At 60.4% G+C, this 6,910-nt stretch carries 6 protein-coding genes; all 6 read left to right on the top strand.

Features of this window, described 5'->3' with window-relative positions; translation table 11 throughout:
- Window positions 1–1,603 (top strand): S8 family serine peptidase (locus LB520_RS11905; protein ID WP_224637626.1); only part of this gene is annotated, 1,603 nt, incomplete at its 5' end.
- Window positions 1,604–1,607: 4 nt separating this feature from the next.
- Window positions 1,608–3,221, top strand: a complete 1,614-nt coding sequence (locus LB520_RS29285; protein WP_224637625.1) for a S8 family serine peptidase — start codon at window positions 1,608–1,610, stop codon at window positions 3,219–3,221.
- A gap of 48 nt (window positions 3,222–3,269) precedes the next feature.
- Window positions 3,270–4,088 carry a serine protease gene (locus tag LB520_RS11895; RefSeq protein WP_224637624.1) on the top strand — a complete coding sequence of 273 codons (819 nt, stop codon included), beginning with the start codon at window positions 3,270–3,272 and terminating at the stop codon, window positions 4,086–4,088.
- Between the two features lie 9 nt (window positions 4,089–4,097).
- Window positions 4,098–4,394 carry a hypothetical protein gene (locus tag LB520_RS11890; RefSeq protein WP_224637623.1) on the top strand — a complete coding sequence of 99 codons (297 nt, stop codon included), beginning with the start codon at window positions 4,098–4,100 and terminating at the stop codon, window positions 4,392–4,394.
- A 3-nt stretch (window positions 4,395–4,397) separates the two neighbouring features.
- A complete protein-coding gene (locus LB520_RS11885; protein WP_224637622.1) occupies window positions 4,398–5,471 on the top strand; it encodes a M14 family metallopeptidase in 1,074 nt (357 codons plus the stop codon).
- Window positions 5,472–5,556: 85 nt separating this feature from the next.
- On the top strand, window positions 5,557–6,897 hold the full coding sequence (locus LB520_RS11880; protein WP_224637621.1) for a clostripain-related cysteine peptidase: 1,341 nt from the start codon (window positions 5,557–5,559) through the stop codon (window positions 6,895–6,897).
- The last annotated feature ends 13 nt before the right edge of the window (window positions 6,898–6,910 follow it).

The raw sequence follows: 6,910 nt of genomic DNA, 5'->3' as shown, positions 1-6,910 counted from the left end.
TTTCAAAGGTATAGGCATGGCCACCCATTTCGACATCCAGTTCGGCGGATCGACGGTATCGCTCTGGAGAAGCGATGTTCTTGTCGCGCTCAAGCCTGAGCCGGGGCGCTCAAGATCCTTCGAGGCTGAGGTGAACTCGATTGAGCTGCGCGGTCTCGGCGCCCGACGCGGCACGGTCGGCGGCCACGTTGCCGTCGAACTTCCCAGTGCGCCGACAAAGCGGCAAATGGCGCGTGAAGATCTCGCTCGCATGATGTCGATGCAGCGCCAAGTCGTAGTTTACCACACCTCGGAAGACGGGGTGCCGTTCGTACCGACCGGCACCATCTACATGAAGTTCAAGGAAGGAGCCGATCAGGCAAGCGTCAATCGGATATTGCAAGAACACTCGCTCCTCGTGCTGAAGACAGAACACGGTGGTTTCATCACTGTCGCGGCGAGGACAGATCCGGTCGAAGCGTGTTCTTCCCTGCAGTCGAATCCGGCGGTGGCGATCGCCGAACCCGATCTGGTAACGCCGAAACAGCCCGCCAATATTCTGCTCCCCGAAGACCGGCTTTTCGGCAGGCACTGGCACCTCAACAATATCGGCAAGCATGGCGGGCAAACCAGCGGCTTGAAAGCCGGTGCCGACGCACGTGTGGTGCAAGCCTGGTACGCACTTGGTAGCCTCGGCTCGGATAGCGTTGTCATCGGTATCGTCGACGACGGTTTCGACCTTTCGCATCCGGGCTTGCGCGGCAAGGCGGTGCTGTCGTGGGATTTCGAGCGGAACGAACCCGACGTGGGGCCATGTGACCCGGCCGCCGCCAATCGGGACTGGCACGGCACGGCCTGCGCCGGCGTAGCCGCCGGGAGGGTCGATGCAGGGGATATCGTCGGTGCCGCTCCCCATGCTCGCGTCATGCCAGCACGCATGGGCTCCGACATCGATTCCGAAGGGCTGGCGCGAATCTTCGACTACATGAAAGATAATGGCGCCTGGGTCGTCAATTGCAGCTGGGGGCCAAAGGCAGCCCGATACCCGATCGGCCGGCGCGTCTCGGACGCCATATCGCGCTGCGTCAGGGAAGGCAGGGGCGGGCTTGGGACGCCGATACTCTTCGCCGCCGGGAATCGGAACACCAGCATAAATGACGAAACTCATTTCAATGGCCTTGCGACGCATCCCGACGTGATCGCGGTGTCATCGTCGACGAGCCTCGACCAGAGGTCCGATACTTCGAACTACGGCTCCGAGATATGCCTGTGTGCGCCCTCAAGCAGCGGTGGCGGCTGGACCATCGTGACCAGTGACGCAGCCGGTAGCTGGACCGATCCAGCAGGAATAGCCAGGCCACGCGGCTACAAGAACGGCGACCAGCACGATTGTTTTGGAGGCACGTCCAGTTCGTGCGCCCTGGTGGCAGGAGTCTGCGCTCTGGTCCTGTCGGCAGCCCCTCGGCTTGGCGCGGCGGAATTGCGCTCGATTCTGCAACGCACCGCTCGCCGCATCGGCGATTCAGGTGCCTACGCTCCGGACGGTCACTCGATCCATTTTGGGTTTGGCTGCGTCGATGCCGCGGCCGCGGTTGCCGCTGCCCGCGCAAGTCTAGCGAGTTGATCCCGTGGCCACCAAGGTAGAAATCAAGTTTGGCCGCTCCAACGTGATCCTGACCAGAAGCGATGTCCTGGTCGCGGCAAGACCACGGCTCGGCAGAACAACGTCTTTCGGAACCGAAATACAGTCACTCGGAGCGCGTGGCCAGGGTGCGCTTCGCGGGAGAGTTGCTGGATTCGACATCGTCGAACTCCCCACGTCGTTCAGGAAACAGCGGTCGGCACGCGAGGAGTTCGGCCGCATGATGTCGGTGGCTCGACAGACCGCGGTCTATCACACATCAGATGATCTGGTCCCCTTCGTGCCGACGGGAACGATCTACCTTGCTTTGGCCGACGGCGTCGATCAGGCGGCGGGAAATGACATACTGCAGCGCTACGGGTTGACGGTCTTGAAGTCCGAGCGCGCCGGGCGTTTCACGGTGCTTGCACAGTCAGATACGGTGGATATCTGCTTGGCGTTGCAGGCAGAGGCAGCGGTGGCGATCGCCGAGCCGGACCTGGCCACGCCCAGGCGATCAGCACAGGTGCCGCCGCCTCCGGACACGCTCTTTGGTGAACTCTGGCATCTATGCAATACGGGTGGGCCAGGCGGGCAAGCGCTCGGCTATAAGGCAGGAGCCGACGCGCGCGTGGTGGACGCGTGGAAATGTCTCGACGGGATGGGCAGTGCCGATGTTGTCATTGGCTTCATCGACGACGGCTTCGATCTTACCCATCCGGACTTTCGAGACAAGGCGATCTTGCCTTGGGACTTCGTGAGGAACTCGCCAGACGTCACGCCGGATGTTCCCGATGGCGGGAACGACGATTGGCACGGGACCGCTTGCGCCGGGGTTGCAGCCGCTAGTTTTGGTGCGGGGGACATGATCGGTGCAGCGCCCTACGCGCGGATCATGCCCATCCGCATGAGTCCCGACATCGAACCAGAGCCGCTGTCGCGGATGTTCTACTATCTTGCCGAAAACGGGGCGTGGATAGCCAACTGCAGCTGGGGTCCGGAGGCAGCCAAATACGAGCTGCCCACTCGCCTCTCAGATGCCATCACTTATTGCGTTGAGCAAGGGCGCGCAGGTCGGGGCATGCCGGTTCTTTTTGCTGCCGGCAATGCCAACGTCAGCATCAATGACGCAACTCACCTAAATGGGTTTGCCACCCACCCGCTCGTCATTGCCGTCGCGTCCTCGAACAGTCTCGACCAGCGGTCCGACTACTCGAATTTTGGTGCCGAAATAGCGCTTTGCGCGCCATCCAGTGGCGGGGCCGGCCGGGCGATCATTACCGCAGATGTCACCGGCACCTATGTCGACGGCAATGGAGTCACCCGCCCGCGCGGTTATGCGGAGGGTGATTACTATCGCTTTTTCAAGGGCACCTCGAGCGCCTGTGCGCTTGCCGCCGGTGTCTGTGCGCTCGTTCTGTCAGCGGCTCCGGAGCTCCGTGCCGCCCAGCTGCGCGGCATATTGCAGCAAACCGCGCGCCGCATCGGCAGCCCCACCGACTACGGACCAGATGGCCACTCTGATCTTTTCGGCTTCGGCTGCATCGATGCAGCAGCGGCAGTCGCGGCAGCGCAGGGCGGATTGCCTGTCGCGGACGCCGGCGCCAATGGCCTTGCGTGAGTTGGACCCGGTGACAGTCCGTCGCCCATTGAAGAAGGAGGTCTGAAAATGAAACGACTTGAAGTCTCCACCTGCCTTGCCGCCGTTGCGGCCGCTACTGTCTTGAGTACATGCCCCGCATTTGCGGGGGGCTTCAACGACTTCATCGTCGGTGGCGTTCCTGTGCAGAACATCAAGGAGCTGCCCTGGCAGGTAGCGTTGCTCGATGCAAAGGCTACCGCGCCCCGTCAGTTTTGCGGTGGCTCGATTGTCGCCCCGCAGTGGATACTGACAGCGGCACACTGCGTCGACAACGGACTTGTCAACAAGGACCCTGTGAATGTCGATGTCCTCGCCGGCACGGTCTTCAAATCGACCGGCGGCCAGAGGGTCGACGCCACGGCAATACTCATAAATCCGGGCTGGGGACAGTCCGCCGCGCAATACGATCACGATGCGGCTCTTATCAAGCTGAAAGAGCCACTGTCGGTGGGCACGGCTGTGGCGCTCGCGACAGCCGACACCAAGTTAGAGCCGGAAACCCAGATCAGGGTCTCTGGCTGGGGTGCAACCAGTGAAGGCGGTCCCACATCGAACCAGTTGCTGCGTGTCGACGTCCCCGTTGTTTCGAACGAGACCTGCAATGCGGAGGCGAGCTACGGCGGCGCGATCACCGAGAATATGCTCTGCCTGGGCGAAAAGACGGGCGGCAAGGACTCCTGCCAAGGCGACAGCGGCGGGCCGGCAGTGCTGATGCTGGAGCCGCCCCAGCTGGTCGGCATTGTCAGCTGGGGTGAAGGCTGTGCTCGCCCTGATCTGTATGGCGTCTACACGCGTGTGTCCGCCGTGAAGGACTGGGTCGAAGCGACGATTGCCGCGAACAAATAGGGCGGCACCATGAAAAAGAAGCTCAAGATATCGGCGGAGAGCAAGGCTGCCCTCCGCCAGTTCCTGGCGGACACTGAAATAGATCTTGGATGCCGCCCGGTGGCTCGGCGTGAAGGGGATCGCACCAGTACAATCGGAATCGCCGACGAAGCGCAAATCGACCGCCTCGTCGCCCGTGCGGCGACAGGAATCTCGATAGAAGTGCTCGAGACCGTTCCCGATACACGTTCCCGCATCGAACTCGTCTCGTCGGGCAACCGCTTCCTGAGCGGAGAAATGCCGCGCGGACCTGGAAGGAAGGAGTAGGAAATGGCCTACCTCAACTACGACGAGATCGTTAGCGCTGTTCAAATCCTGGCAGAAAAATATCCGACCCTGACCACGCAGGTGCCGCTGCCAAACCTCACCGTGGAATCACGGAGCGTTGGGGCGCTTGCGATCGGAAAGATGCGCGGTCCAGATCAGCGGACCGCCATCTTCGTAGGCGGCGTCCACGCCCGCGAGTGGGTGCCGCCGGACGCTTTGATCTCCCTTGCTGCCGATCTTCTGGAAGCCTACAGCTCAGGCACCGGGCTGCGATACGGATCCTCCTACTTCGACAAGCCGACGGTGGCCTCGATCGTCGATCGAATCCAGATCGTGATCCTGCCTTGCGCCAACCCTGATGGACGCGTGTTCAGCCAGAACGTCGATGGGGACTGGCGCAAGAACCGCAGGCCAATGGTCAATAGGCAAGGTGCCGTCTGCTACGGCGTTGATATCAATCGAAACTTTGACGTCGCCTGGGATTTTAAGCTGCATTTCGCCCCGGGCGGCGTGAGCGCGTCCGACGATCCATGCCACAAATATCTCTACGTCGGTCCCGCCGCTGCATCCGAACCCGAGACGCGCAATATCGTGTGGCTTCTCGATAGCTTGCCTGGCACCGGTTGGTTTGTCGACGTCCATAGCGCCATACCCGCGGTGTTTCACTCGTGGGGCCTTGATTCAAATCAGACCACCGCTCCCGAGCAGAATTTTCTGAACCCGGCGTTCGACGGGATCCGTGGCAATCCCGACGATTCCTACGGAGAGTTCATCACCGAGGCCGATCTCGATACCGTGCGGGGGCTGGCACGCGCGATGAAAGACGCGATCACCCTCGTGGCAGGCGATGACTACAACGTCGGCCCCGCCTTCGAACTCTATGCCACATCAGGCGCAAGCGATGACTACTCCTACAGTCGTCACCTCGCCAGGCCTGAGCTGCCGAAAGTGCTCGGCTTCACGATGGAATGCGGTCACGAGTTCCAGCCCGACGACGGCGGGCGCGAGACAACCATCAAGGAAGTTTGCGCGGGTCTCCTGGCATTCTGCGCACAAGTCACGTCAGCGAGCGCCTGAAGCGTGAGCTCAAGCCAAGTCCCACTTTAGGTTGCCTAAGACGCATGCGGTTTCGATAGGCCAGCTTTGACGAAAGGAATGGAAAATGGCGCAGACCTGTGAATGGACGATCATGGTGTTTCTGAATGCCGACAACAACCTCGAGCCGTTCGGCCTCAAGGACTTTCGCGAAATGGCGAAGGTTGGCAGTGACGACAAAGTCAATATTGTCGTCCAGTTTGACCGAAACGGCGGATTCGCGACGACATCACCGCAATGGCAGGGTTGTTACCGCTTCAATGTTCAAAAAGGTGGCGACGCTACGCCTGCTCAAGCCGTTGCATCGCTTGGCGACACCAATATGGGAAGCGGGACAACACTGCGCAATTTCGTCGATTGGGCGATGGAACAGTATCCTGCGAGGAAATACATGCTGGCCATATGGAACCATGGCCAGGGCTGGCGTCATTTCCGTACCGTTCGACCCGATATCAGCGGTATCGACCTGAGCAGGTTCAGGGATTTTCGCGCGTCGCGAATGGCGCGCGAAGCTGAACGGCGCGCGACCAGTCTCTCCTCCCGAAACCGTTCGGATGGTAGAATTTCGCTGTCATCTACTCAGGCTATTCCGCTCGATCTGACGGTCAGCGGCACAATGCGCTCGGTATCATCAGACGATACGAGCGGCGACACGCTCTACAACCGCGAAATCCAGGAGAGCTTGAAGGGGATAAATGTGGACGTGATCGGCTTCGATGCCTGCTTGATGGGCATGGTCGAAACCGGGTACGCTTTGCGCAATATTGGCCAAGTGATGGTCGCCAGCGAGGAACTCGAACCTGGTGACGGCTGGAACTACGCGGATTGGCTCAAGAAGCTGACCGACAATCCCGACATGACAGCCGCTGACCTCGGCACGACCATGGTTGGTTCGTACCAGGAATATTACCAGGGGGTTGGAGACGACCCGGCCACGACGCTATCTGCTATCGACCTTCCAAGCATGGATGGGCTCGCCGCAAGTATTGACAGCTTTGCAGATGCGCTGGTCAATGTTGGAGATGCTGACTTCAGTCGAATCGTGACTGCTCGCCAGGCTTGCGAGGAGTACGCGCCCGGATACGGCCTGCACGGAATTGACCTGGGTCGGTTTGCACAACAGATTGGTTCCACCTTGGCGGGTTCCACTGCGGGGGATGCCGCTGCCATTGTGTTGCAGAACCTTAGCAAATCTGTTGTTGCAAACTATGCCGGCGCCGATCGTCAAGGAAGGTTCGGCTCCAATGGGTTGGCGATCTATTTCCCGGAGACGCGGGCCAATTTCAACGCCGATCCCGATCACATCGGATACATCAAAACAAACGCCCACTATCCGGTAGAGTTCGTTCAGAACCATCGCTGGGCCGATTTCCTTCTTAATCGCTACCTCGCCGATATCACCTCGTAAACTGGTCGCGGCC

The sequence above is a fragment of the Mesorhizobium sp. CA12 genome, from assembly GCF_020165255.1.
Classification (GTDB): Bacteria; Pseudomonadota; Alphaproteobacteria; order Rhizobiales; family Rhizobiaceae; genus Mesorhizobium.
The sequence above is the reverse complement of the archived record's forward strand: the minus strand, read 5'-3'. Positions and strand labels throughout refer to the sequence as shown.